Annotated in this window: 17 protein-coding genes; 2 read left to right on the top strand and 15 right to left on the bottom strand. The window is 54.3% G+C overall.

Annotated features, from left to right (window positions below):
• Window positions 1–22: 22 nt before the first annotated feature.
• From kynA to kynU, 3 genes are read right to left on the bottom strand one after another with little or no spacing between them, the layout of a single operon-like run.
• Window positions 23–886: a tryptophan 2,3-dioxygenase gene (gene kynA / locus A8990_RS07440; RefSeq protein WP_116188377.1), complete on the bottom strand. Its 864-nt coding sequence runs from the start codon at window positions 884–886 to the stop codon at window positions 23–25.
• 19 nt (window positions 887–905) lie between these two features.
• Window positions 906–1,532 (bottom strand): arylformamidase, encoded by a 627-nt coding sequence (gene kynB, locus A8990_RS07435; protein WP_116188376.1) that lies wholly within the window; start codon window positions 1,530–1,532, stop codon window positions 906–908.
• Between the two features lie 21 nt (window positions 1,533–1,553).
• A complete protein-coding gene (kynU, locus tag A8990_RS07430; RefSeq protein WP_116188375.1) occupies window positions 1,554–2,852 on the bottom strand; it encodes a kynureninase in 1,299 nt (432 codons plus the stop codon).
• Between the two features lie 170 nt (window positions 2,853–3,022).
• On the opposite strand from kynU, the gene A8990_RS07425 reads away from it, so the two are divergent.
• Both A8990_RS07425 and A8990_RS07420 read left to right on the top strand, forming a co-directional pair.
• A complete protein-coding gene (locus A8990_RS07425) occupies window positions 3,023–3,496 on the top strand; it encodes a hypothetical protein (RefSeq protein ID WP_116188374.1) in 474 nt (157 codons plus the stop codon).
• Window positions 3,493–3,999 (top strand): hypothetical protein, encoded by a 507-nt coding sequence (locus A8990_RS07420; RefSeq protein ID WP_116188373.1) that lies wholly within the window; start codon window positions 3,493–3,495, stop codon window positions 3,997–3,999. The genes A8990_RS07425 and A8990_RS07420 overlap by 4 nt, the downstream gene beginning before the upstream one ends.
• A gap of 216 nt (window positions 4,000–4,215) precedes the next feature.
• Here the strand turns inward: A8990_RS07420 and A8990_RS07415 are convergent, their stop codons facing one another.
• From A8990_RS07415 to A8990_RS07360, 12 genes are all read right to left on the bottom strand, one after another.
• Entirely contained in the window at window positions 4,216–5,844 is a 1,629-nt protein-coding gene (locus tag A8990_RS07415) for a bifunctional diguanylate cyclase/phosphohydrolase (protein WP_181909446.1), read from the bottom strand.
• On the bottom strand, window positions 5,819–7,792 hold the full coding sequence (locus tag A8990_RS07410) for a SpoIIE family protein phosphatase (protein WP_116188371.1): 1,974 nt from the start codon (window positions 7,790–7,792) through the stop codon (window positions 5,819–5,821). The genes A8990_RS07415 and A8990_RS07410 overlap by 26 nt, the downstream gene beginning before the upstream one ends.
• Entirely contained in the window at window positions 7,723–8,115 is a 393-nt protein-coding gene (locus A8990_RS07405) for a DUF1987 domain-containing protein (protein ID WP_116188370.1), read from the bottom strand. Before A8990_RS07405 ends, A8990_RS07410 begins: the two co-directional genes overlap by 70 nt.
• Window positions 8,112–8,675 (bottom strand): SiaB family protein kinase, encoded by a 564-nt coding sequence (locus A8990_RS07400; protein WP_220376788.1) that lies wholly within the window; start codon window positions 8,673–8,675, stop codon window positions 8,112–8,114. The genes A8990_RS07405 and A8990_RS07400 overlap by 4 nt, the downstream gene beginning before the upstream one ends.
• A 310-nt stretch (window positions 8,676–8,985) precedes the next feature.
• A complete protein-coding gene (locus A8990_RS07395; protein WP_116188368.1) occupies window positions 8,986–11,046 on the bottom strand; it encodes a hypothetical protein in 2,061 nt (686 codons plus the stop codon).
• A 7-nt stretch (window positions 11,047–11,053) separates the two neighbouring features.
• On the bottom strand, window positions 11,054–11,899 hold the full coding sequence (locus A8990_RS07390; RefSeq protein WP_116188367.1) for a carbohydrate ABC transporter permease: 846 nt from the start codon (window positions 11,897–11,899) through the stop codon (window positions 11,054–11,056).
• Window positions 11,900–11,929: 30 nt separating this feature from the next.
• The gene (locus A8990_RS07385) at window positions 11,930–12,823 is read right to left on the bottom strand and encodes a carbohydrate ABC transporter permease (RefSeq protein ID WP_245995883.1); all 894 of its coding nucleotides are present in this window, start codon (window positions 12,821–12,823) and stop codon (window positions 11,930–11,932) included.
• A 94-nt stretch (window positions 12,824–12,917) separates the two neighbouring features.
• Complete coding sequence (locus tag A8990_RS07380) at window positions 12,918–14,297, bottom strand: ABC transporter substrate-binding protein (protein ID WP_116188366.1); 1,380 nt, start codon at window positions 14,295–14,297, stop codon at window positions 12,918–12,920.
• Between the two features lie 110 nt (window positions 14,298–14,407).
• Complete coding sequence (locus A8990_RS07375) at window positions 14,408–16,033, bottom strand: response regulator (RefSeq protein WP_116188365.1); 1,626 nt, start codon at window positions 16,031–16,033, stop codon at window positions 14,408–14,410.
• Window positions 16,011–17,828, bottom strand: a complete 1,818-nt coding sequence (locus tag A8990_RS07370; protein WP_116188364.1) for a cache domain-containing sensor histidine kinase — start codon at window positions 17,826–17,828, stop codon at window positions 16,011–16,013. The genes A8990_RS07375 and A8990_RS07370 overlap by 23 nt, the downstream gene beginning before the upstream one ends.
• A 71-nt stretch (window positions 17,829–17,899) precedes the next feature.
• Entirely contained in the window at window positions 17,900–25,006 is a 7,107-nt protein-coding gene (locus tag A8990_RS07365) for an S-layer homology domain-containing protein (protein ID WP_116188363.1), read from the bottom strand.
• Between the two features lie 296 nt (window positions 25,007–25,302).
• Window positions 25,303–25,854, bottom strand: coding sequence for a DUF6155 family protein (locus A8990_RS07360; RefSeq protein ID WP_116188362.1), 552 nt, complete (start codon window positions 25,852–25,854; stop codon window positions 25,303–25,305).
• Between the last annotated feature and the right edge of the window lies 1 nt (window position 25,855).

The raw sequence follows: 25,855 nt of genomic DNA, 5'->3' as shown, positions 1-25,855 counted from the left end.
TGGGGGCTTTGTTATTACACTATTATAGAACCGTACGCAGGCTCCACAGCTCTGGAAAATACCGCTGGCCCACGACATGCTTCAAATAATCGACGCCGGATGAACCGCCGGTTCCGCGCTTGAAGCCGATGACCCGCTCCACCGTTCCCATATGGTTGAAGCGCCATTGCTGCTGGCGGCTGTCGATATCGACGAGCTTCTCGGCGAGCTCGTACAGATCCCAATATTGATCCACGTCGCGGTACACCGTCAGCCAAGCTTCTCTGACGCTGTCGTTCTCGGCATAAGGCTGCGACCAATCGCGCTGCAGATAGTCTTGGTCAATTGGAAGGCCGCGCTTCGCAAGCGCGCCAATCGCCGCATCGTAGATGCTCGGCTCGTTCATCGCATCAGTGAGTTGCTTGTGCAGCTCTGTCTGATGCCCGTAAACATCGAGCACAGTCGGCTTCTTGAGGCCGAGCATGAATTCGATGAGCCGGTTCTGGTACGACTGGAAGCCGGAAGAGCTGCCGAGCGCATGACGGAACTCCATGTATTCCGCAGGCGTCAGCGTGGACAAGACATCCCAGGACTGAATCAGCTGCTGCTGGATTCTGGAGACGCGCGCAAGCATCTTGAAAGCCGGCTCCAGATTGTTCTGCTGAATGCTGGCGCGAGCGGCAGTCAGCTCGTGCAGAATCAGCTTCATCCACAGCTCGCTCGCTTGGTGAATGATGATGAACAGCATTTCATCGTGGTGATTAGACAGACGATGCTGGCTGGACAGAATTTGATCCAGGTGCAGATAGTCACCGTAAGACATGGACTTCGAGAAGTCCGATACGAGATTTTCGTTATTTTGTGGTGTTGGTGAAGGCGTAGGGTTAGGCGTTGGCGTGTCGGCCATCTGTTCGTAACTCCTTTAACTATGTTGTGTATGGTCGAAGCACTGCACGTACCGGGCTGCCATCCGCTTCTGTAAGCGGGAGCGGAAGCGCGATCAGTTCATAATCTCCTGGTGCAACGTGCTCGAGCGCGAGCCCTTCCAGGATGTGAATGTCATGGGAATGCAGGCCGTGATGGGCCGCAAGCTCTTTGCTATCCAGCGGATCGACCGAAGGTACATCGACCCCGATGAGGCGAATGCCTCGCGCATGCAGGAACGGCGCCAGATCTGCTCTCAAATAAGTGATTTGAGCCGGAAACTCGTTGGCGTTCGTCCACGAGTTTGTGCGAAGAAGCAGACGCGTAACACCTTCCAGATCATACGCAGCCAGATCATCTGCACCAATGCTTGAGCGGCCAGATACATCGATCATCCGCGCCGGCCCGATATAGAGCTGCAGGTCGAGCTCCATCACTTTGCGGCCATCGTTGTCGAAGTGAAACGGCGAATCGATATGCGTCCCTGTATGAATGCTCATCGTCAGCTTGCCTACGTTCACCGAGCCGCTTTGCTCCTTGGACCAGCTCACTTCATAGGAGAAGGCGGTGTCCCCCGGCCAAGTCGGCGTTCCATTCTGGAGCGGGCGAGAAATATCAATCAACGTCATAGTGGCTCCCTCACCTCCATCTTATGCGACGACATCACGTGTATTGGCGAATTTCTCGTACTGTTTGTCCGCCATGATCGTCTTCAGGCGCTGCACGGTTTCCCATACATCACTGTAGCTCGTGTAGAGCGGAACAGGTGCCAGACGAATAATGTTCGGCGCACGGAAATCCGGCACGATGTGCTGCAGCTCCTTGAGCGCTTTGCAGATCCGCGCAGCATCCTGATGCTCTAGGCTAACATGCCCGCTTCTGCGCTCATCCTCAGTCGGATTGCCAAGCGTAAAGCCGAATCCGCCCAGCTCCTGACCAATCAGTTCCATCATATAGCGCGTCATGTGCAGCGATTTCTGACGCAGCTTCTCGAGCGTCGCTTCCGCGAACAGCTCGAGCGAGCCGAGGAGCGGCGCCATGCTGAGCAGGTTCGGCGTCCCGATCTGGAATGCGCCGGCCGTCTCGTCTTGATGGAACTGATGCTCCATATCGAACTGTTTATCTTTGCGCGAACCGAACCAGCCTGCGAGACCCGGAGAAGTCCCGTGGTGCTTGCGGTTGACGTACAGACTCGCCGTGCCGCCAGGTCCGCTGTTGAGGTATTTATAATTGCACCAGAAGGCAAAATCAACGTCCCACTCGGTAAATTGGTGAGGGATGGAGCCGACCGAATGGCAGCCGTCAAAGCCGATCAGAATGCCGCGCTTATGCGCTTCGTCCGTCAGGCGCTTCACATCAAGCAGCTGCCCGCTACGGTAAAGCACCGTCGGCAGCACAATAAGCGCAACCTCGTCCGTCATCGCAGTGATAATATCGTCTTCGCTCAAGAAGCGGCCGTCGCGGCTTGCCACTCGGATAAGGTGCTCAGCCGGGTCGTAGCCGTGCAGCTTCAGCTGGCTTTGCAGGGCATAGATATCGGATGGGAAGTTCAGCTCATCCGCGAGGATCTTCGTACGCGTGCCTTGCGGCTTATAGAACGTAGCGACCAGCTGGTGCAGATTCACCGTCGTGGAGCCCGTTACAATCACTTCTTCCGGAGATGCCCCGACAAGCGGCGCGCTCATAGCCGCCAGCTTCTCTGCAAAGTAGAACCACGGGTTCTCGCCCTGCGTCCAGCCGTCGATGCCTTGGATTTTCCAGGCGTTCAGCACTTCGAGCAGCGTCCGCTCGGCGCGTTTGGAGAGTAGGCCAAGCGAGTTGCCGTCCATATAAATCGAATCCGGGCTCAAGTAAAATTCATCGCGAAAGCGTGCAAGCTTGTCTTGTTCATCAAGCTTCGCGGCATATTCAAGGGAATATGGATTGAGGTCGTGCGGGATGTTGGACATGGTGAGCCTCCTTACTCCTGCTGTAATCGGTTGCAAGTTGCTTGATTATCTTAACTTAGATTTTGCAGAGGCGTCAACGAACGAGATCCATCATGCCCAAGGAATGGGTTTGAAAAATCTGGATAATCTAAATGGGGTATCATACCGCGCGTAACAAGGGGTTGTAAGAGATGCTTCTGTTCTTGTACATCTTAATGAATGCAGCTGTTCTATTTGTATTCATGAAAACACGAAGAACGATGCACATGCTTGAAATCTTCGTGTGCTGGTGGATGGCCTCTTATGTCTATCAGAACTACTCCGCCCTCTGCTTCATGAATTTCAAAACCTTGATTATTCCCGACATGTTCACGCCAAAAGCCGCTCATTTCCTTAATCGAATCGTGCTGTACCCGGTGCTTATGGTCGTCTTCCTGCAGCTGCTGCTTCGGATGAGTACCTTCCTGCGGAAGTTCGCTCTATACATCGGCTTTATCCTTCTCTTATCCGCGCTGGATGGATTGGATCATGTGTCCGGCATACTCATACATGCCGATTGGAGAGCCTGGTGGACGATTGCGCTCTGGGTGATCACATTGCCTTTTCTGATCGTATGCATGAAGCTGTTTCGCATCATTTTGTTCAAAGGAGATCATACGGCATGAACGTGAAGTTCGATTGGAACGAATGGTACTTCATTATCACCGCCGCTATCGCCTTAATCGTCTTCTTGCCCATTCGCAAGTACTTCTCCCTTGCAATGATTGTCGTCATCTGGATGTACAACTTGGTATTAGTGGCAACCATCGATTACTTCTTTATTGCGACTCCGTTCCATCTGTACTACTTTGGCGATAATCCGACGTATGAGCTTTCGGGCGCGCTGTATCATTTCTTCATGTATCCTTGTTGCTCCGTGATCTTCCTATTTATATATGATAAGTTCGAGCTGTATGGGAAGAAAACCATCGGGTACGTTGTTTGCTGGACCGCTTTCTCGCTATTCTTCGAATGGTTGTGCGTCCAGAACCGCGTGCTGAACTACACCGGCTGGAAGCTCTATTATTCCATCGCCTTCTACCCGACGGCTGCGATAGTGCTGATTGCGCTGTTTCGGTTTACGAAGGGGAAGCTGCATGAGCTGGCGCTGCCGAAGCTTAGAGTGTGACAAAAGGAAGCGGCTGTGCCAAAAGAGAGTCATTGCAGCTGTGAGCGCCCGGTTTCGCGCCGCCTGCGAGGCTGAGAGTCGGGATATCCGACTCTCAGCTGCAAGCCCAGGATGGGATATCAAAGAGAAAGACGTGACTGCCGTGCTGATCGCCTAAGCGATCCTCACTTCAGTACACGTCTTCGCATGTTCGGGCTTCAGCTAACATAACCAGTATTATTCCCGGCAGCCTCCCCGCAAGAAGGCCAGCCAAGCGGCCGCCAACCGAGGATCGAACTGCCGGCCGGCCTGTGCCTCGATCTCGCGCTGTGCCTCGCTCGGGGATAGGGCTTGCTTGTATACCTGATCATGTGTCATCACATCGTACGCATCCGCAATCGCCAGCAAACGGGATAGATAAGGAATTTGCTCCTGTGACAGTCCATAGGGATACCCGCTGCCGTCCCAATGCTCATGCATGCCTCGAATCGCTTCGGCAAGAGCCCATTCGCCGATGGAAGCGGCCATCCGGTAGCCGATCTCGCTATGGCTCTTCACGATCTCCCATTCCTCGTCGTTTAATGAACCGTGCTTGAGCAAAATGTCTTCGGGAAGAGCCAAATAACCGACATTATGCATCGAGACCAACGCTTCCAGCACCTTCATATCATGCGAGCCCGGCTGTATGCCGACCCAAAGGGCGAACCTCGCAACCTGCCCGGCCAGCCGCTCCTGATAGTCGATCTCCACGACGCGTTTGGCATACAGAGCGGAAGTCACGCTTTTCATCATCTCGGCACGAACCATCCGGTTCTCCCGCAGCTTATTCTTATACATCTGCTTCTCTGCAGCTGCAAAAGCAGTCATGAGCTGCGCGTCGGTATCGATCAGCGTCGCGTATCCGATCGCCATCGAAACCTGCACGGGATCGACAGCCGACCGCTCGCATGCCGCCTTCAGCCGAGCCGCTGCGGCTGCGCAATCGTCCTTGTCCGTGTTGGGCAGCAGGACTACAAATTCGTCCCCGCCCCAACGCGCCAGCGTCGCCGATTCGTCATCGAACACCGACTTTATCAGCTCCGCGCTGCGAACTAACAGCCTGTCGCCTTCGCGATGCCCGAATACATCGTTGGCCAGTTTCAAGCCGTTCAAATCAATGACAAGCACGCTGACCGGCAGCCAATCCTGCGCAGGCGGCAAGCTCAGAACAGGCTCCAGATAGCTGCGGTTATACAACGATGTCAGTACATCCCGGTAACTTAAATACTGGATGCGTTCTTCGGACGCAATTCGTTCCGTCACATCCGTAATAATCAGCAGCATCAGCCGATCGTCGGTCATTTCATCTACGATTGGCCGGTATTCCAACGTCACGACGGTCTCCCCGATCACCGCCCGCTCCGGCAAACTTGCAAGCAGCAGCCGGCCTTCATTCATGGATACGCCCGCGCTAAGCGCCATGCTTAACAGCCGGCGAAGCGTCGACACATCCTCATGCGTCGCACCGAACAGCAAGTCGACGATATCCTCTCCGAACACGCTTCTGCCGAAGATGCGTTTACACTCCTTGCTGAACTGAGGATTGACGCGCAAATTGGAGCCGAACGTCAGGAAGCCTTGATTCGCATGATCCAGCAAACACTTCAAATCGTTCTCGCGGCGCCGAAGCATGCCTGACTGCGCATCGCTGATCGAAGCGATCTTCTTGGATATTTTCATCAGCTTCTCATATTCAAGCAGCAACAGCCCATACTCCTCTTTCAGACTGTCGGCCGACAGATCGGAACGATTCAGCTCCTGCTTGCTCCGTAAGAGTACGTTATGCTCATGCCGATAGATGTCATAATGCTTCTCCAGATTCCTCATCCGATTCCCCTCTGTATCCGTGTTCCTCGCCAACAAGAAAAGAAAGCACTGTAATATCATCTCGCTGCCGTTCTTCGCCCATATAGGACTCGAGCGATTGAATCATCTTGTCTCTCTGCTCCGTCTCCTTCAAATCCCCTATGGACAATAACAGCTCTTCAAACCTCTTTCGCCCGAATGAGTGATCCCGGTCTCCGCCGTTCTGATCCATCAAGCCGTCCGTTAAGAGATACATTCTTGCTTTGCCTTCCGGCAGCGCAATATTCGTAAAGCGGTAATCGCCCGGCGTACGCCGATAGCCGATGCCGCGGCGGTCGCCCTTCCACGACTGCAATCCCTCTGCGTCCAGACGGTAGAGCCAGCAGGACGCACCGGCAAAGGTGACGGCCCCATCTTGCTCTATGGCGCATAAGCCGATAGACATGCCGTCGTCCGTTATCTCCTCTTGGCCCTCGCGATGCAGCGTTTCCTTGATCAGCCGGTTAAGCGCCTCCAGCATATCCGCCGGACTAGAGCAGGCATCGGTCTCTGCAATACGATTGAGAGCGGACAACGCCAGCATCGTCATGAACGCGCCGGGAACGCCGTGCCCGGTACAATCCCCCACCGCGACGAAAGTTCTGCCGTGTCGCTTCTTCACCCAGAAGAAATCGCCGCCGACGACATCTCTCGGCCGCCAGAGGACGAAAGGCGCGCTCAGCAGATTCTCGATAGCCTCCGGCTTCGGCAGAACCGATTGCTGCAGCAGCCGCGCATAATTAATGCTGTCCAGCATCTCCTCATTACGCTCCGACAGCTCCTTCGTCCGAAGCGCAATCTCGTCTTCCAGCCGCCGGTTCATTTCCACCGCCCGTTTATACGGATTGACCATTCGGCGGGAGATATAGAAGAAGAAGCCGATGGTTGCCAGAATGATCACCAAAGCCGCCAAAGCGGTATTCCAGCGGATCGACTGCAGGAAGCCTGTCGTCTCCCGTCTCTCCACCTCGACATACAGCTGCAGCTCCGTCGATTTCAGATGCTGTCTGATTAAATCCACTCTTCCGGCATCAGGCGTGTCATATTCCAGAACGACCATTTCGCCTTTCTGATCGCGGGTATTCTCCGACAGCTGACTCTTGGCTGAATCGGGCAGTACATCGCTAATATTGCGTCCGTTATCGGATGCATTGTCGGACAGATAAATTTTCCCGTCGCTGCCGGTCAGCCATAGATTGATTCCGCTGCCCTCTTTATACGAATCAAACTCCTCCGACAGCCCGTCCAGCTTCATCCCGACGCCGACGATGCCGAGCGGTCGCTTGAGGTCGCTGCCGGCCAACACGTTGATGAACGCAAATACACCATGAAGCTCTTCGTTCGTATCGAAATTAATGGATACTTCACGCCCCGCTGCCAAGGTGTCGAAGAACCAGGCGTCTGCAGGATCTTCCTTCTTGATCACGGACAGCAGGCTGCCGTCGTAACTCCAATACTTGCGGGAGGCTGCGCCTACGATAAACGTGGCGCTGTAGCCGAGTTTCTGGTGCAGGTAGCTTGTCTTCTTGCTAATCATGTCGGCAAGCCTCTTGTCCTTCTCTTCACCGGACAGCCACTCCAGCACGAACGGATCGTGAGACAGCGTAAGCGACGTTTCCACCGCCCGCTCGATTCTGCCGTCCACGCGTGCGGAGATCGACTTCGCGAGCGTCGGCAGATCACGCGCCTTCAGCTTATTCAGCGCTTCCTGCTCCGTAACCCGATAGATATAGGAGCCGATCAAAATAATCGATAGCGCAATTAATGCGCTCGCCAGCACCATTACCCTGCGAATGCCAATATCCAGCTGCCGCCCATCGACAAAGCCCTTCGGCGCAGCCCGCTGCAGCCTCTCGTCCTTCACGCGCCTGTACCTCGCGGGAGTATGGCGAACGGCAGCTGCAAGTCTTCCTTGAATTCTTCCGCGCATTCCTGCTCCGCTTCATTCTCTTCGTCGCAGTACCAGCGAACCTCGACCTTTTTGCCGCTTGCAAACGCTTTGTCGAGCTTCTCCAGCAGATGCATTAAGCACTTGGTGCTGCTCGTATTGACGTATGGCAGATGCAACTCGATGGTGACAACAGTGCTCTGCTTCATGTGCTCCAGATAGTCATCCAGCCAATTCATCAGCGGTTCATAGAATCGGAACGCATTCTCGGGATAGGATTGACCTGTGATAACGAGCGTTCCCCCTGCCGGATCGAACCGAACTTCCGGGGTGCTCTTGGTTGATTCAACATATAGTGGATTCATGCTGACACTCCTCGTACAGTCGCCTTCAAAGTAAAAAAGGATAGCCCATTATTCTGATCGACGATCGAATATTCCAGCTTCGTCGATGATTTGCGTGCCATATCGATAAGCCCAAGACCGGCTCCGGTTTCCTCCGGCGCAATCTCCGCTTTGAGCTTCATTTTGTATAGCGCTTTAAGCTCCGTCTTATCCATCACAATGAGCGAATCCAGATAAGTTTGAAGCGCTTCGGCATCCTCGTTAAGAATCAAATTGCCGGAACAGACCATATAGCCCGCCTCTTCCTGCTTGCCGATCGTCACAATGCTGGAATAGAGCAGCAGGCCGTGATGGGGACTGTCGGCCTTGGCCACATTATATTTATTAATATTTTGCGTTTGCTCGATGAACAAAGAGAAAATATTGTACACTTCGTTCTGCGGACGGTGCTCCGTTTCCAGATAAGACTTGACCGCCTCTCCGTATTCTGCAATAAGCGCTTGCGACAACCTGCCCGAGAAGCAGATCAGGATTCCGCGAGCGCGCAGCGCTTGCTGTACTTCCAACACATCGATCATCATGAGCCGGCTCATTCCCCTACTTTCAAATTCATACCCGCGGCTTGCGGCCCAGGATACGTCCTACCAAAGGAATACATTTCCTTACTCATTCGACAACGCCGTTCTTCCTCCTGCCCCCATGCATAAAAATGCAATCGTTTCTGCTCAAAATATGTCAAATTATGAACTGAATTGTCGGAAGGGTGCCAGGAGAGTCTCACTATGCTGTGCGAGCTGCCGCAAAGTTCGTTCCCGCAGCTCCCTAAGCACAAGAAAGACCGCTTTCGCCTGCCCGAATGGGTAAGCGAAAGCGATCTTTCGAGTCTGGTGCTTATGAAATGAACGGCATTTCTACCTGCTTCGCAGCAGCACGGTTTAAGGTCAGCTCAAATTCGGCCAACGAGGAGGAAGCCGCTCCGCAGCCCCAATCGAATATGGTGAATTCCCCTAAACCGTCCACCGGCGTACCGTCGTGATGATTAAAATTTTCCATATGAAAACCGAAATCATGCTCGTTAAACTGCTTGTGTACACGCTCGTACATCGCTTTAACGGCGGGATTAAGCGGGCAATACATCATATAGAACGAAGCCTTCATCGCCCACAGCGAGCGAGCGAGATAGCTCTCTCTGCCGGTAAGAAGGTAGTAGTCCAGGTAAGTAAGCGCAAACAAGCTTTGGCGAGCGTCGTTCCATTCGTCATCGCTATTCATGACGCCAAAGCCACCTACGGTCGGAACCGGAAAATAAGAGGGCTGCCATATTTGCTGGTAGAGCGAAGCTTCGGCCAGCACCTGCTCGCCCGCATCCAGCCAATGCTCCGATCCCGTTGCCGTATAGAGGTCCTTGAACGCTTCAGCAGTCCAGTACATGCCGAAGTTGCACTGATTGTACAGGCCGCTGCGCGAATCGAGCTGACCGTACTGCTTGCCTTCCCATTGCTTGGAACAGGACCAGTACGTTTCGAAGTCTTCCCATCTTCCCGCAGCTACCACCTGCTCCAGCACCCTGTTTGCGGTACGTTGCGAGGCTTGGATGTAAGCCGCATTCGGCTCGATTTCGTTCAGCAGGCACAGCAGCATGATATGCATCGACGCTTCGGGACTTTCGAGCAAGTAGGGCGAAGATTGCGAGGTCGTTGGCTCCACCCACGCCGGGAAGCTGCCGTTGTCCAGCTGCAAACTCAGCAAGCGGTTCACATAACGGCGGACAAACGGCAAAATCCGTTCGTCCGCGCGAACGTCGCGATACCACTTCAACAGCCAGTAGCATGTCCAGGAGCTATCGAGCAGATGCACATCATCCTCGTGCCCCGGCGGTCGCCGCGGACCGGACATATACCACCGTCCCGATTCCCACTCATTGTCCTCTCCGGCCTGGTAATACCCAGGGAACAGCCCTTCGGTCTGAGGCGCGCTCAGGGCGAAGTTAAGCGCAAGCTCCGCCTTAGCCGCCCAATCCTCGCATCCGCCGCTTCGTCCCCACAGCGCATAGCCGTAGGCGGTGCGCAAGCCGCAAAACCAGGCTTGGTTCCACAAGCTTTTCGGCTCGCGCCACGCTTGCTCCTGACCGCCACCGGGCTTTTGTCTGGCGCATACGATAAAAGCGACACCGCCGACTTCTTCTCCGTTCAGCCTGAACTGCTGCCATGTCACATCGCCCCATCGCTCGAACGCCCAGCCGTAGGCATAGTCCGTATAAGGCTTCAGTGCATTCACCACTAGCCGTTCATCTTCCAGCGGCATTCGCTTCGCGGCGAACAGCTCCCACAGCAGCCGTTCGACAGGCCGGTAATCCTTGTCCCGGCCGTTCTCCGGCTTTATCCACTCCGCCAAGTAGAAGCGGAATGATAACGGCTGCGCCGCGCTTGTCCGCTCAGGCGCAAGCTTGTGATACACATGACCGGTTTCTTCATAGTCGCACAAGCCGTACATCAAGCTATGATTCGATTCCGTATAATCCATAATATGCGGAAGCACGCGCAGCTGCTCGATTGCGTCAATATTCGGCACCAACGCGGTCATCTTCCGCTCGCTCTCAAAAATAATCGCAGGCGAGCGGAACAGCCTGTCTCCGACCGCCATATTCTCGAACGGCGACAGATGCGGCTTCCAGACGCACTTCAATGCCGGGTCGATCGGCCATACAAGCTGTATGCCGCGAATTGAAGCCGCTTCGCTCGACGGCATGATCGCTATCTCCGCCTCATATACTTGCTGCACATCCGTCTGCAGTTCGGGAGACGCAAGGCGGACTTGGAGCGTGACCTCCGCTCCGGACACGGCCGCATAGGATGTATGCGCTTCGCCTGCCGGAAGAGAAACCGGATAGTCGTTCCATTCATGATCGGCGTACCACCTCAGATGGGCGCCTGTCTTCAACCAGCTTGCCATGGAGCTGTCATCCTTTCACGCCGGACATCGTAATGCCTTGCACGTAATATTTTTGCAGCAGGAGAAAGACGCCGAGAATCGGTACGGAGCTGATCGTCGTAGCAGCCAGCACCTTCCCCCACGATATATTCCGAAGGGATTGAAACGATGAAATCGCCACTTGAATGACCTGCTTCTTCTCCTCGTTAATGACGACAAGCGGCCATAGGAACGAATCCCACTGGTTCAGGAACGTCATCAAGCCGAGCGTAATCAGCGCCGGAACGGCCGTCTGCAGCACGATCTTGGAATAGATGCGCAGCCAGCCAGCGCCGTCTATCTTCGCAGCGTCCAATATATCTCTCGGAATGTCCGCAAAAAACTGGATCAGCATGAAGATGCCGAATACCCAGACGATCTGCGGCACGATCAGCGCTTTGTAATCGTTCATCCAGTGCAAGTCGCCGATCAGCAAATACTGTGGGATCATGATGACCTCATAAGGAATGACGAGCGAGGAGAGGAAGATCACGATCAATGTCTTCTTGAACGGAAAGCGCAGCTTGGCGAACGCGAAAGCGGCGAGCGAATTGACGATCAGCCCCAGGAAGGTGACGATAACCGCCACGAGCAACGTATTCAGCATATATCTGCCGAACGGCTTTGAATCGTCCATGAAAATTTCTTTGTAGTTGACGAGCGTCCACTTGACAGGAAAGAACAGCTGCCAGCTTAAGGTGCTGTATTTGAATATTTCCTCATGCGTGCGGAATGAGCTCATAATCATCCAATACACCGGAAAAATGACCAGTAAGGCGATAAGTGTCATGACAACATATTGAACGGCGAGAATGCCGATCCGATTCTTTCTCATACCCGTCCCTCCTTCTAATACGCAATCGGACTAGTATTCTACATCCGTTCGGAACAATCTAAGCTGAATAACGGAGATGACAAGCACGATAGCGAATAAGACGAAGGCAGCAGCCGATGCGTACCCCATATTCATTTGCTTGAACGCCGTCTCGTAGATGTAGAAAACGACGGTGCTGGTGGATTGCGCCGGGCCTCCGCTAGTCGTGATGTAGATCGGAACGAATATCTTGAGTGCATCCATTGTCGTAATAATAATGACAAAGGCCGTTGTACGCTTCAGAAGCGGAAGCGTCACCTTGAAGAACTGCTGAACCGCTCCAGCGCCATCCACATGCGCGGCTTCATAGAGCGAATCGGGAATGTTGTTCAAGCCGGCGAGAAATACGATCATAAAGAAGCCCATTGCTTTCCAGATACACAAAATAATGATGCCGATCATGGATATGTCCGGATTGGACAGAAAATCCCACGCAGGCAGTCCGAGTCCCCTCAACAAGACGTTCAGCATGCCGTAGTCTTTGTTGTAAATAAGCTTGAATATGGTAGACGCAATCGCGAACGACACGACTACCGGCAGAAAGTAGACCGTCCGGAATAGGCCGACGCCCCGAAATACGCGGCGGACGAGCAGGGCGAGACCGAGTGCGATTACCGTTTGCAGCGGAATGACGACAGCGGCAAAATAAAACGAGTGGCCCAGACTCTCCAGAAAGGATGAGTCCTCGAACAACTGCCGGTAATTGGCAAGCCCCGCTGGACTTGTATTTGCGGAAATCAAATTATAATTTTGGAAGCTGATGAGAAGCGCGCGCGCCATCGGATAGAAGATAAACAATATGAGCAGCAGCAGCGCGGGCAGAATGAACAGGAACGCCGCTCGCATCTCCTGCTTGTCATAGATCCCCGATTTGTATCCTCTCACGACTGTCCCTCCCCACATAACGAATGAAATAGACAGCACAAAGGGAGACGGAGCTTATGCACCCCCTCTCCCTTCGTGCACCAGCTATGAACGATTACTTTACCTGCGCAATCGCGTTGTCGATCTTATCTACAGCTTTGGCTAATGCATCGTCGATGTTGGCATCGCCAAGACCAACATCCTCAAACAGGAGCCGGACTGCCTCGCTGACCGCCGGGTAAGCAGGCGTGACCGGACGAGGATGAGCAAAGTTGGCGGATTGCTGTACGAAAATGTTCATCGGATACTCCTTCAGTTCTGCGAAGGCTTCCGCTGTGGACAACCGGGCAGGCAGATTTTTCGTATCCTTATACCATTCCTTGGCCCCTTCCACACCGGTAACCCAGTTTAAAAACAACCAAGCTTCTTCAGGATGCTTCGATTTCGCCGTAATAGCCATATTCCAGCTTCCGTTCGGCGTCACCTGCTTCGCTTCTTTCCACAGCGGAGCGACGTCGTAATCTTCGCCAAGTTTGAAGTTCGGGAAATTCGCAGCCAGGCTGCCGAACGCCCACGGTCCGTCAACGTGGATCGCCACTTTGCCGTTAGCGAACGCATCCTGCGGAAGCTCCTTCGGAGCGACCTTCTCGCTGTTATACAGAGACCTCCAGAATTTCAGCGCATTCTTGTTCGCGTCGGAATCCAGAAAGCCCTTCGCTGTCTTCGCATCCGGGCTCAGCACGTCGCCGCCGGCTTGCCATAGAAACGTCATTTCCGAGAACGGAGCGCCTTCATGACCGGCGAAGCCCCATGGCGTCGGATTCCAGCCATATACGCCCTTTGCCGGATCATTCAGCTTCTTGGCCGCATCGAGCACCTGCTCCCACGTCCATGCCTCGTCAGGGTTCTTGGAAGGAAGCGCGATACCCTTCGCCTTGAACATCTTCTTGTTGTAGAACATCGCCAGACTCGCGTCATTATTCGGAGCGGCGTAAATCTTACCGTTATACGTCAAGCTCTCCAGCACCGGCTTCGCAATATCGTCTTTGTTGCCGTCCTTGTTCATGTAATCATCAAGCGGCAGCAGCGCGCCTTGATGTGCGTAAGAAGCCAGCGTCGGCCCGTCAAGCGCCATAATGTCCGGCGGATTTCCGCCCGCGAGCGATGTACGGATTTTTGTCTCGTACTGATCGTTCGGGATCAGCTCCATCTTCACCTTAATGTTCGGATACTTCTCTTCGAAAGAAGCGATTCGCTTCTTCAAGGAATCGGCCTCCGGCGCGAAATCATGCCGCCAGAAGCTCAGCTCCACCGGCTCCGCGTTCGCCGTATCATTCGCATTCACAGCCGTACCTGCATTTGCATTCGTGCTTGCATCGGCGGATGCCGCCGTATTATTCGATGCTTTCCCGCCGTTTGTTTCATTGTCGGAGCCGCAGCCGACCAGGCTCATGCTCACTGCCGCCGTAAGAAGTAGACCCGCAACTTTTTTCATTTGCCCTATGACCCTACCTTTCGTAAACTCTTATGTTATGCTCGCAAGTTCATGTTACCATCGCTGGCCGAGCAGCAGAATTCAATCGTTTAGGTTAATTGCATACAAAATTATCGGGTTGGCGCGCCTATGCTCCGGTTCCTGTATTCATTCGGACTGACCCCATACATTTTCTTGAAGACGCTGCTCAAGTAGCTGGAGTTCGCGAACCCGACCAGCTCCGCAATATCGGCCAGGCGCAAATTCGGATCGGCCAGCAGCTCCTCCGCTTTGCCGATGCGGACCTGGATCAAATAATCGCTGAATGTCGTGCCGATCTGCTTCTTGAACAGCTCGGACAAATACGTTGTATTGATATGAAAGCGGTCTGCCAGCATCGATAGGCTGATTTCGTTCATATATTGCGAATCGATATATTGGCGTACCGTCTCGACGACGGCTGCGCCCCCGCTTGTCCGAGACCGCTTCATTCTTGCGATCGCAAAGGAAGCGAGCTCCTCCAGGTATTCAGCAGCGGCTTGCGGCGTCGTGAACTTCCATTGCGTGATGGGGAAGAGCCAATCCTGCGTTTGCTCCAGCTCAAGCCCGTTCTTCGTTAGCGCCTGATGCAAAATAAAGACGACACGCAGCATGAAGGAATGGATCTCCTGCAAGGAAATGCCACACATCTGCAGCGGAAGCGCAATCGCTTGAACGAACCGTTCCAACTCCCCTTCATCCAGCAGAAGCAGGAGGCGCTTCTCCAGCTCCGGCTGCAGCGGGTCCGAGGTGTTTGCCCCAGGCTTTACCATAATCGTCTGTGTCACTGCTCCAGCCTGGCTCCTGCTCCACTTCACAAAGGAGGAGACGAATGCCTGCCTGACGGCGGTCAATTCACGCACAGCATCCCCGACGGCAATGACCGTCTCTACCCGGAGATGGCCATGCAGCGAAGCATGAATTTGCGCAATAAGCGCCGAAAGCACCCGCTCCTCCTGCTCTTCGGTATCCGTAAATAGCAAATAATGCATCATGTTCGGGTAGCTCGGATGATGAAAGGCAAAGACATGCTCCTCGAACGCATCGTGCTGCGCTATTTCGCGGCATACCATCTGAAAGGCAAGCCGAAGCAGCCCGCGGCTTCCTTCCGCCTCCGCCACCCGTCCCTCCGGAAGCCGCATCTCGACGCACAGAAACCGCAGCCGGACGTTATCCCGGGAGAACGGCTTGAACTGAAGGGTCGCAATATCACTGCGCAGCGGCAGCAGATGATCCTCGCCTTCGTCGCTTATAAGCGCGAGCATCAGCTGCTCTTTGGCCGCGGACATCGATTGCTGCAGCTGCCGCTGCACGTCCCGATGCTCCCACTCTTTCACGATCTCTTCATCCAACTCGCCACGAATCTTCTCGATGATTTCCCTCAGTTCGCTGCGAACGACCGGCTTCAGCAAATAATCGCGGGCTCCGCATTGCAGCGCTGCTTTCACGAAGTGAAAATCGTCGAACCCCGACAATACAATCACTTTCAAGTAAGGGAACTTCGCCGAGGCTCGCTTAAGCAGCTCCAGCCCGCCCATGACCGGCATCTTGATGTCGGTAATCATGAGATGATAGTCGCTCTCGTCCAGCCGATCGAGCGCTTCCTGACCGTTGTTGGCCTCGCCCGCCACTTGAAAGCCAAGGCCGCTCCAATCCATTTTGAGTCTCAATCCCGTGCGAATTTCCTGTTCGTCATCAACGAACAATACGTTGTACATTCACTTCGCCCTCGCTTCTCGGAATCTGTAAAGTAATTTCCGTTCCATGCTCGGGAGAAGAACGAATGCTGACTTTCAAGCGTTCGCCATAATACAGATGGCAGCGCGCAAGGACGTTGCGCAAGCCGATTCTTCTTCCCGAAGCGCCCAATACGTCCGACATTTCCCCTTGCGTCATTTGGGCGTAAATCTCTTGTATCATTTCTTGCGGCATACCAGGGCCATTGTCCGAAATCTGGATCAGCAGATCCTTTCCCTCGCCGCGGACGCCTACGCGTACGAGTGCCGTGCTGGCATTCTCCAGGCTGAATTTAACCGCATTCTCTACAAGCGGCTGAAAAATAAACTTCACGATCGACTCGTTCCCAAGCTCCGTCTCCGCCGAGATGGCAATATCGAGACGATTGCCGAAACGAATGCGCAAAATCGACACATAGTGGCGGATGTAGCGCAGCTCCTCCTTCAGCTGGACCAAATCGTTATCCGTCCGCAACGAGAAGCGAAGCATCTGACCGAGCGATTCCGTCACGTCCACAACATCGTCTGTTCGCCCCTGGGCAGACAAGCTCCCGATCGCTTCGAGCGTATTGTAAAGAAAATGCGGATTAATCTGCATCAGAAGCGCCTTGTACTCCGCATCCTTGCGCCTCATGTTCGCATGAAACTCCGTCTCAATGAGAAACCGCAGCCGCGTAACCATCGCATGGAACACCCGGGTCGCATAGCCGACCTCCGTTCGTTTGCGCGGCATGCGCTCTACAATTTGCCGTTCCGCAGCGGCGAGCTCGCCTCTTTCCGCCAGTTTCATCGACTGGACGAGGAGTGACAACGGATTGGCGATACTTTTGGACAGCCAGTAAGCCGCAGCAATCGTAAGCAAGAGAAGACCGCCTGCTACCGCAAGCATCGTCTGCTGGACGCGTGTCATTTTTTGAAACAGCTCCGACTCGGGTACCTCGCCGATAACGACCCAATCGGAACCGAGGAGCTTCCGGTAGAGCACGAGATGGCGTTTTTTGTAAGGGGTTACAATTATTTTGCCTCCGGAATGCTTATCGGCCTGAATAGCTGGCCATACGGACGAGAAGCCCGACATCTCCGGCGGGAGCGTCTGGTTCAACACCGGCATCCCCTTCGCATCCAGCAAATAGACGCGCCCCGTCTCGCCGAATTTGATCTTCTGCAGCGGCTTCAGAATGTCCTCGGACAGCACGTTCACCTTCAAAATACCGATGTTCTGGAAGGAGCTGAGGTGCACCAGATTGAACAGGAGGCTGTTCACCTGCTCATGCTGCAGCGAGCTTGGCTGGTATTTATCGAGATGGGCCGACGTCCATCGCCGCTCCTCCTGCTTGAAGGCCGTGTACCATTCGCTCTTCATGTAAGAAGCGTCGCGGAAGGTTTGATCGCTGATCCCTACCGCTACCCCGTTACTGTCAAACAGCGTGATGGACGAAATATAAGAATGGTTAAGCGCGATGGAGGACAGAAATTTGCGCAGCTCCGCATCCAGCAGAACCTTCCTGTTCTCCGGGAGGCTCGGGTTCATCTGGCCGCCGATCCATTGCTGGGTAACATCGTTGCTCAATACCTGATTGGCCACGTCTTCCACCTGATTGGTCAACGTGTTCACAAAGGACGCATACTGATCCATCGTTTGGGAGGTCGATTCCTCGATTGAGTTGCCGATCTCCTTATTGGACATTTGCGTAAGCACGAGCACCATCGCCGTAAAGGGAATGATGAGCAGTACGATGAACGTGATGAGCAGCCGCTGCCGCAAAGAATAAAACATGGCCCTTCCCTCCAAAAACGCGCATGGCTCCCCTCAGAACCGCTGAAGGGAGCATCGCATATGGCTTCTGTTTAATTGGTTGCTTCGTTGAATAGCGAATAAAGGTTGTAAATCGACTGCACCGTTTCGATGCGAAGCGCATCGGACTTCGGAGCGAACATTCCTCCGCTCTGCCCGTTCATGAGGCCGAGCGCCGCCGCCTGCGCCACTGCATCCGCGGCCCAATCTGACATATTCGCCGCGTCCTTAAAGGAAATCGGCGAGCCGGACGGTTGCCCGTCTGCGGCAGAAGCTCGCATCTTGTAGTGAAACGCCCGGATCAGCATGACTGCAATTTGCTCTCGCGTAATCGGAGCGTCAGGATCGAAGCTGCCGTTGCCAAAGCCCGTAATGATCCCGGCCTCGCTTGCTGCTGCTACGCTGTCTGCATACCAGCTGTCCGACGCAACGTCTGTAAATGCCGCTTCGTGCTCTGCGTGCAAGTCAAGCAGCCGGGATAGCATCGCAGCGAATTCAGCTCTAGTCGTCTTCGCTTCCGGCGTAAATGCCGTGCTTGACGTTCCTGTAACCAGATGCTGCGCTGTCATCACCTTGAGTGCCGCGTTCCCCCAGTGAGCGGCAGCGACATCCTCATACGTTTTATCGTATTGGAGCAGCGCCACATGCACTAAAGCGCTGCCAGCCCAATTCGCTTGATGGCGGTTCCGGTCAATCGCGCCGGGGATGAACACCCAGGACTTCGCCGCTTCATCATAACGGTACGCGCCAAGCAGGCGGTCATCCACTTGCTTCGGATCATAGTGCAGCGTCAATTGTCCCGGAATGTCGCCGCTGCCTGCTAGTTCGATGATCTTGCCGTCCTTATCCACCGCCGAGAACGCAACGCTTGTCACGCTGCCTACCAGCCGAAGCTGTAAGCCAGGCACGCCCGCTGCATTCGTAAGCGCCGCGCCTTGCTCCGCCGGAAGCGTGCGGATGGAAATGACAAGCTCCGCCCCTTGACCAACTGCTTGCAGCAAGGACTCGGCGGCCGCAAGCGCAGAAGCGTGAATTGTCGCCGTGCCTGCCGTTCCTTGTACGATCAGGTCACCTTTACCCAGCTTCGCGAGCGTATCTCCCGGCAGCAGAAGGCCGTCTTTGCCTGCCGGCAGGCTGATCGTCACTTTGCCCGCCTGCGAGGAATGCCACTGTTCCTCGGAAATCGCGGTCAGGTTATCCGGCAGCGGCTTCGCCGATGCCGTTACAGGCGGAAGGACCGGAGCCGATGCGGTTTGCACGGTCAAGATGAGCGAATTCTCGCTCCAGTTGCCCGCGGCGTCACCGGCTTCAACCTTAAAGCTGTAGGTGCTGCCTGCGCTCAGGCCGGTAACCGGATACTGGCGCGTATCGCCCGCTACCGTTGAAAGCAATCGACCGTCCCGATATACGCGGTATGCTTCCACGCCGGTATCGTCGGCGGCCTCGCTCCATTGCAGCTGCACGCTTGTTTGCGTCACGGCAGATGCCGTAAGCGCCGCACCGTCTTCCCAAGCGGGAGCCGCCAAATCCTCATTCTGCTGCTGCAGCGTCAACGCATGCGCAGTCGGGCCGTTCGTGCTCCAATTGCCCGCTTCATCCTTTGCTTCCACTTTAAAGTCATACGCCGTGTTCGCGGTCAGTCCGGCAAGCTCGTAGTCGGTTACACTTGCCGGAACGGTGGCGATGACCGCGCCGTTTTGATAGATGCGATACTGAGACAAGCCGTTTTCGTCCGCCGCACCGCTCCATTGCAGCTTCATGCCTGCAGACGTGACATCGGATGCGGACAGCGTGCCATTCACCCAGACCGGCAGCTCCGTGTCCCACGGCTGTACCTGCAAATTGTCGTATTCAGCCGTACCCTGGAACGCGAAGAGGCCGAATTGTCCTGAGGCGTATGTGTTGTCGGTGTAATCGATCGCTAGCGCGTCGTCCAAGTACACTTTCATATTAGCGCCTTTCGCGACAACCTGGATATGGTATGTGCGATCCGTCTGTTTCGTAAAACCTGTGTAGCTTGCCAAGACCGCATACGGCCTCTTCGCCAGCTTCAAGCCATCGAAGATGCTGAAGATGACGTCATATCCTTGCGAGCCGCTTCCATTCGTGCGGAAGCTGATGCCCGCCGAGTTGCCGGAGATAAGCTTAACATCCGCGCTGTAGCTGAAGTCCTGGCCTTTCTTATTGAAGATATTCCAAGCGTCAAACCAGCTGTTAGGGGTATCATACTGCACCTTCATGCGATCCCCTGCGTTGCTCCACATACCGCCGTTCGGCGACCAGCCCGTCGTGTCACCATCCTCAAAGTCCTCTGTGAACGTCTCCGTTCCCGCGACGGTGACGTTCGCCGCATTCGAGAGCTGCGTCACGCCGTCCAAAGTTACGGACGCCGTAATTACAGCGGTACCGAACCCTTCCGCTGTAACGGTTCCGCCGGCAGATACAGCCGCGATCGACGGATTGCTGCTTGCATACACAATGTCAGCGGAGGCGAGATCGGCGGCAGTGTCATCCGTCATCGTACCGCTTACGACAGCCTGCATCTCGGCTCCGATGTTAAGCTGATCGGATGCAAGCGTCAGCACGGTTTGTTTCAATATCGGCCTCTCCATATCCTCCGAAACATAGAGTATCGCAGCGTTAGAGTGAACGGTAGTTCCGTGGAGTGTCACGTCCGCGCTAATGCTTGCACTCCCTGCTCCGACAGCCGTAATGTGGCCGTTCTGATCGACCGTTGCCACCGCTTCATCGCTGCTGGCATATACAATCTGCGCTTCGCTAAGATCCGCGGCCTCCTCCGTGTTCAGCTTGCCCGTGAGCTGCACATTCGTCCTTCCGCCTCTCAGCAGTGTCGCGCTATCCAAAGTGGCGGTCACCTGATCCAGCTTAAACGACGTTTCCGCCAGCAGATTATCGAATAGCACCGTGCTTTGGAACGAGAACAGGCCGAACTGGCCGAATGTGTAACCGTAGTCCGTCTCGTTGTAATCGAGCTTCAGCACGCCATCCAGGTAAACCTTGATATTGGCGCCCTTCGCCACAACTTTGACGTGATACGTTTGGTTGTCGGCGAACGACGCAGATGCCGTTTTGAACGCACGATACGGCCTTCCCGCGAGCTTCACGCCATCGTACTTATCTAGAATAAGGTCATAGCCGACTGTGCCCGTTTCATTCGTTCGGAAGCTCAGGCCTGCCGCCGAGCCGCTAACGAACGTCACATCTCCGCTGTAGACGAAGTCGCCGCCTTGCGCGTCTACGATATTCCATGAATCCCATCCCGTCGGCTGCAAATTGTTCACCTGTGCCTTGCCGTCGACGACGCTCCATACGCCAGGCCCATTCTGCGCCCAACCATCCATATTCCCATCGTCGAAGCTGTCCGAGAAGCCTGTAAATTGCGAAGGATCAATGACCGTTACGGATACGGAATTAGGCGAGACTACCGTAATGCCGTTCACCGTCACCGCCATCGTAATCGTCGCCGTTCCGGCTGAGAGCGCGTGAAGCACACTGCGATTCTCCGGATCGCTGTCGGCCGGATCGTACGTTACGCTTGCAACGCTCGGGTCGCTGCTGAAATACTCTATATTCATGCTAGCCGGCATATAGCCGAGGAACCACCACTTATCATCCTGCAGCTTCGCCCAAGGCCATACCTGGGCGATCTGTCCCACGAGCAAAGTCAAGCTCGTCGCGTCGTTCTTGAAGTAGATCTCCGCATGGGACAGCTCCTCCACGTTCAGATGAAGCGTGTTGGACTGCTTCGTCACCCCGTTGATCGTAACAACCGCATATACATCCGCGGAGCCAACCTTGCCTGCCTTCAGCGCCGAGCCGGTGTCCTCCAGCACTTCGGGATCGCTAATGACGTACTGGCGCAGCGCTGGAACATGAGTCACATCCAACGTTTCTCCGTTATCGAACGTCGCGATGACCGGAATTTCTTTCTCCTGAGTCATCAGCAGCGTATTGGTCTTGTAGCTGGAGATCGAGACGCTCTCCAGTGCCGGAATGCTCACGGAAGCTGCGCTGTCCAGCGCAAGCGCGTTATCGAACGCGGCGCTGCCCCGCACGTACAAACCTGCATGCCCGCTGGCATACGTCGAATCGATAATATGGAATACTTTGGTGCCGTCCAGGTAGCCCATCAAAATCGGACCCGATGCTACAACCTTCAACGTATAGGTCCGATTCACATTCACATGCATCGGCTGCTCATAGAGCACCGTGCCGTTTCTATCTGCAAGACGAAGCTCTCCTTCCGTACCCGCTGCCGCATCAAGCACGAAATCATAGCCCTGCGTACCCGTCTCGTCCGTTCGGAACGTCAAACCGGCCGCGCTTGACTGTGCGAGCAACACATCAGAAGAGTAGATCAAATCCTGCTGCACATTAGCATTCAGGAACGAATCGCCGTCCTCACTTTGTCCCTGCAGAACGCCTTGCTCCGTATCAACGGTCCAGCTATCAGCAGCCTGTGACGACCAGCCGCTCCAATCGGCAGCTTGAGAATCGCTTGAAAAGCTCAAGTGCGGAAGATCAGCCTGTACCTCATAGACAGAGGAAGCCGTACCGACATCCCCTTCCACCCATACCCATTTGGAATCCCCGGAAATCTGTTCCTCATACCGGCTTGCATTCAGTTCCGTTCCATCCTCTATAACGGCGTCAATCACGGCGTCTTTCGCAAAAGGACCGAACCGGAACTTCGCTCCCGAAATGGCTTGCTCCGCAGAAATTTCAAGCTTTGCCCGCTCCGGCTTGATATCGTAGTCATACGAAATCTTCGTTTGCGCAATGTCTCCGCCATCCGTGCGATAATGCGCGGACCAGCCGTTGACGTCCACACCGTCCCAGCTGCTTGGTAGGCGGGGCACGATAGCGAGATTGTCCGTTCCTTCGAGCGAATCGTCCAGCCCCGCCATAATACGGACATTTTTTAAGGTCACGATATATTCAACGAGGTTCATATCCTCGTTACTTCCGCCATTGCCGATTTCATTCGGCTCCGCGATGCCGTGATCAGACTTGTTAACCTCACGCACTAGCAGCCACGGCGACGTTTCTTGGACCCCTTCATTGTCGTTTGCAAAATTCAGGTCCGTGCTGTTCCAAATGATGTGCTGCAAGTTTTTCTTAGCCATCTCCATCCGGTCACCCATTAGCATGGACAGCAGCGGCCACCCGCCGCGTTCCGAAAGAACGCCGTAATCGGTCCCAAAGCCGCGATTATGCCCGTAAAGCTTCCAATCCTCCCAGAAGTTCTCCGAATGATAATTTAACGTGTTGTTCGTTACTTCGCGCCAATCCTCAACAGCATGATTACGGGTATCCGCCGGGGCTTTATAGCCGTAGTACAGCTCCTCCTGGCCTCCGACGCCGAACCAGCCAGCATTAATCCACGGTGCATCGCTGCCGTCCGACGCTTCGCCGTTCAGCGAGTAACGCCAAGTATCCTTCTTGATCGTATGTCCCAGCCACGAAATATCGTCATGGGCAATCAGGTTATTGTCGATGCCATCCGCTAACGAATCAGCAGCCGCAAGCCAGCTGGCTTGTTCGGACGTATAGCCCATCTTGCCCGCCGCTTCCGCTCCGGCAAGGAGCACAAAATAAGCAATCGAGTTATTGTAGATCCCGTATCCTTTATTCGTCGTTTCCAGACCCGTTCCTTTAATCAGATGGTACGGATTATTCCCGATCTGTTCCACATAGTAATCCAGTCCGTCCTTCATGATCGGCCAAGCCTTATCCGCGTAATCGCCGGTATAATTGTCGCCTTTGATCAAATACGCGATCGTGGCGAATACGAGGCCGGCAGCTCCGTTGTCGCCGGAGTAATGATTGCCCGCGCTGCGGAAGAGCGACGCCTGCTTCGCTTCGTCCGTGTAGCCCCAGCGCGCCATCTCCAGCATGGCAGGAGCGCTGTCGGCAACCCAATAAAGCAGCGGAAAAATCCCGTTCGGAAGAGACGAGTCGATAAATCCGGTGCTCTTCTCCGTCATCATGTCCATATGGAAAAACATTGTATTATTTACAAGCCGCGTCCAGTTGCGCGCCATTTCGTTCCCTTTAAACACCACTTTCAGCGCATTGTCGGAAGTCGAGCCATCGGTTACTTCGACCAGACTGACGAAGTCATAGGATGCGCCGGGAGCGGCTTGAATTTGAACCGAGTTGGCCCCGTCCTTGATGTAAGACGTGACGTCCCAGTCCGTAATCCGCTCCTTGCTCGCTTCGCGCGTCGTCTCGACCGAGCCGTCGCTCCCCATATCGAAGGTGTGGCTGCCGGCGCCGCCGATCAAGCCCGCGAGCAAATAGTATTTCTTCCCTGCCGCGGGAGCAGGCTGATTCCAATTGAAGGTTAATTTCCCTGTCGAGCTTGCCGTTGTGACGTCCGTAGTCGCGGAGGTCAGCTGAAGCGAATTGGCCGAGCCCTTAAACTCACTTGCCGTGCCTTCATAGTAGCCGGCCTGCCAAACGATAGCCGACGTGTCCCAGACGATATGCTTGATGCGATCCCGCCAGGCGGACGACCGGCCAAGCTCCAGCCAGAACAGATTGACGCCTTCCCCATCCGAAGGATCGGCATCCTCGAACTTCAGCTCCACGTAGCCATCCGCCCACAGTGCCGGATCGTCCAGCGTAAATTCCCATGGCGTCTGTACGCCAAGACCGCTGTTGCCCGTATTCAGCAGTGTCGTGCCTTCGGCTGTCAGCTTTGTTTCGCCGATCGTTTCCATCGAAACATATAAGGGTGCCGGAGTCGAAGGGTCGATCGGAATGCGGTAGGAGAAATACGCATCCCCGTTCGCCACCCGCTTCGTTACCTTCTTATGCCAACCGTAACGTGCGAAACTCTCGACCCCATCGCCCTGGCTTGCGATTTTCGCTTCGGAGCCGAAGTTCTGATTGAGGTAGCGCTCCTTCACGATCGAGCCGACCATGCGGTTGCCCTGTGTGTCCGAATTGCCTGCATCCGCTCCTGCATAGATGCGAATTTGCCCAGGCTGCGGCGAATCGGCAAACGTTCCGGCCGTCTCCGGCTGGGAAGGCTCGCTCGCATACGCAGCGCTGGCGAATACAGGCAGAGCCGAGCTGAATACGATTAGTGCAGTTAGCCACACCGCTATCGTTTTGTTGAATCTTCTGTTCAATCCTGTCACCCCGATTAGGATATATATTTGATAGCTAAAACTTTACCCGATAATGAAAGCGCTTTGAATTTCAAATATTCGGGACTTTCAGTACAATCTTATCGGTTCAGCTTCATATCCAGCGGGGAGCCGTAGGCCAAAAAAGCCGAGCGAAATCAAGGCAGGAGCCTGATTTCACTCGGCTGTTGGAATGTATCCGGACAAAATCCGGGATTCAGCTCGCATAAAGCCTCACAGACAAAACAAAATCCGCGTGTGGTAGGCTGTTACTTGCTGTATGCGGATTTATGTTGGCATTAATCTTCCTCATCATCTACGACGTAAGTGTAATACGATCCGGCCAATTCATCGTGGAATCCCCATCCAATATGACTTGTATCCGTTACAATTGCACTTAGTCTTTCCTTGAAGAGATGCAACAACCCTTCGTTGGTGTCTTGATTGATCTTTTTTAATGCATTGTGATATGTGGAAGCGATACTATTATAGAATGGCTCGTTGATATCCCCATAATCATTGGTAAACCTCACACCCAGTTCAACATAATGAATCATTAATTCGATCGTTCTGGCCTGATTGCCGCTAAGCTTGCCAAATTCAGAGATTGCTTTCTTCGCTTCTGCCAGTTTAAGCTTAGGATAACCTCGATCAGGGTAGAACTGTTGCACAATTTTCTTTTTCGCTTCCTCAAACAACTGATCTTCCGTATTCTCGGGCTCCAGCAGCATATGAATGTACTTCTTAACCTCGGGGTTCGATCGATAACAATCGACTATTATGGATACCAATTCTTCCGTTTTATAGGTTTTTAGCTGTTTCTTCAGCGCTGGAATTGAAAGCTTGCTCATG

Source organism: Paenibacillus taihuensis (genome assembly GCF_003386535.1).
GTDB classification, from domain to species: Bacteria; Bacillota; Bacilli; order Paenibacillales; family Paenibacillaceae; genus Paenibacillus_Z; species Paenibacillus_Z taihuensis.
This window is presented reverse-complemented; position numbering and strand designations above follow the sequence as displayed.

Coding starts and splice junctions, on each gene's coding strand:
- A8990_RS07405 (WP_116188370.1), bottom strand. CDS start 8,115: ATGAATCCACTATATGTTGAATCAACCAAGAGCACCCCGGAAGTTCGG.
- kynB (WP_116188376.1), bottom strand. CDS start 1,532: ATGACGTTGATTGATATTTCTCGCCCGCTCCAGAATGGAACGCCGACT.
- A8990_RS07425 (WP_116188374.1), top strand. CDS start 3,023: ATGCTTCTGTTCTTGTACATCTTAATGAATGCAGCTGTTCTATTTGTA.
- A8990_RS07380 (WP_116188366.1), bottom strand. CDS start 14,297: ATGAAAAAAGTTGCGGGTCTACTTCTTACGGCGGCAGTGAGCATGAGC.
- A8990_RS07410 (WP_116188371.1), bottom strand. CDS start 7,792: ATGCGCGGAAGAATTCAAGGAAGACTTGCAGCTGCCGTTCGCCATACT.
- kynA (WP_116188377.1), bottom strand. CDS start 886: ATGGCCGACACGCCAACGCCTAACCCTACGCCTTCACCAACACCACAA.
- A8990_RS07395 (WP_116188368.1), bottom strand. CDS start 11,046: ATGGCAAGCTGGTTGAAGACAGGCGCCCATCTGAGGTGGTACGCCGAT.
- A8990_RS07420 (WP_116188373.1), top strand. CDS start 3,493: ATGAACGTGAAGTTCGATTGGAACGAATGGTACTTCATTATCACCGCC.
- kynU (WP_116188375.1), bottom strand. CDS start 2,852: ATGTCCAACATCCCGCACGACCTCAATCCATATTCCCTTGAATATGCC.
- A8990_RS07415 (WP_181909446.1), bottom strand. CDS start 5,844: ATGAGGAATCTGGAGAAGCATTATGACATCTATCGGCATGAGCATAAC.
- A8990_RS07370 (WP_116188364.1), bottom strand. CDS start 17,828: ATGTTTTATTCTTTGCGGCAGCGGCTGCTCATCACGTTCATCGTACTG.
- A8990_RS07390 (WP_116188367.1), bottom strand. CDS start 11,899: ATGAGAAAGAATCGGATCGGCATTCTCGCCGTTCAATATGTTGTCATG.
- A8990_RS07400 (WP_220376788.1), bottom strand. CDS start 8,675: ATGATGATCGATGTGTTGGAAGTACAGCAAGCGCTGCGCGCTCGCGGA.
- A8990_RS07360 (WP_116188362.1), bottom strand. CDS start 25,854: ATGAGCAAGCTTTCAATTCCAGCGCTGAAGAAACAGCTAAAAACCTAT.
- A8990_RS07375 (WP_116188365.1), bottom strand. CDS start 16,033: ATGTACAACGTATTGTTCGTTGATGACGAACAGGAAATTCGCACGGGA.